Annotated in this window: 1 protein-coding gene; it reads right to left on the bottom strand. The window is 37.8% G+C overall.

What is annotated here, in order from left to right; genetic code table 11:
• Positions 1 to 1,011 (bottom strand): transposase (locus ACQKL5_RS21355; RefSeq protein WP_427610818.1); only part of this gene is annotated, 1,011 nt, incomplete at both ends.

Here is a 1,011-nt window from a genome sequence, read left to right as displayed (position 1 = left end):
CGCCTTTGTACATTGCGTTTTTAATGGGCAATCCGTACAATCCTCACATTCATAAATTTTAAAGTCGCGTGTGAAACCATTCTTATCCGTACGGGTCGAGTAACGCTTAAATAAAACCTTACGGTTATTAGGACAGATGTATTCATCTTTTTGTTCATCATATGCCCAGTTACTTGCATAACGAATATTTTTTTTATAGCTCCGTTTTTGTTCCGTTAAAAAAGTATTGTAAGGTATCAAAGCTTCGAATTCTTCCTCCAAAGAGTAGAGATAGTTTTCTTCACTGCCATAGCCGGCATCTGCGATGACGTTTTTTGGGAATGGTAGCGATGTACTCTTCAGTGCCTCTATATGGGGCTTGAAACACCGTGTATCGGTTGGGCGTTGATGGATCGTATAAAAAAGAATGAATTGATTTTCCGTTGCCATTTGAATATTATACCCAGGTTTAAGTTGTCCATTATTCATATGATCATCTTTCATTCGCATGAATGTCGCATCGGTATCGGTTTTCGAGTAACTATTTCGATCGCCAAATAGAGCGTTTTGTTTTTTGTATTTCACTAATCGTGGACCTAAGTCTTCACGTACTAATTTCAATTGTTTCTTAAACGGACTAAGTTCCCGTCGCTTTTCTTTTCGTACCTGGACATTTTCTTCAAGCTGGATAGCCTTCATTTCTTTTTCAACTTTCTTCACTAATGCTTTTTCTATTACAGTTAGTTTTTCTTCTGCCGTCAAAGAAGACTTTTCGTCTTGAGCAGAAAATTCATGACCTTCTTCATCTATAATGGTCTGAATCTGTTGGTACGTTTCTTCGATTTTCTCTTGCAATTTCGCCTCGAATTTGGTCGTTGCCTTTTTCCACACAAATGAATACTTGTTTGCGCTTGCTTCAATCTTTGTTCCGTCTAGGAAATAATTCTCCATTGTGATGTGCTTTTCTTCTATAAGTTGATGGATCATTTCTTCAAATAGCTCCGGAAGGAGCTTTTCCATTTGTTGTGTGCG

The organism is Peribacillus sp. NPDC097675 (genome assembly GCF_050277655.1).
In the GTDB taxonomy this organism is placed as follows: Bacteria; Bacillota; Bacilli; order Bacillales; family DSM-1321; genus Peribacillus.
Note: the sequence above shows the minus strand (reverse complement) of the source record. Positions and strands in the feature narration are given on the sequence as shown.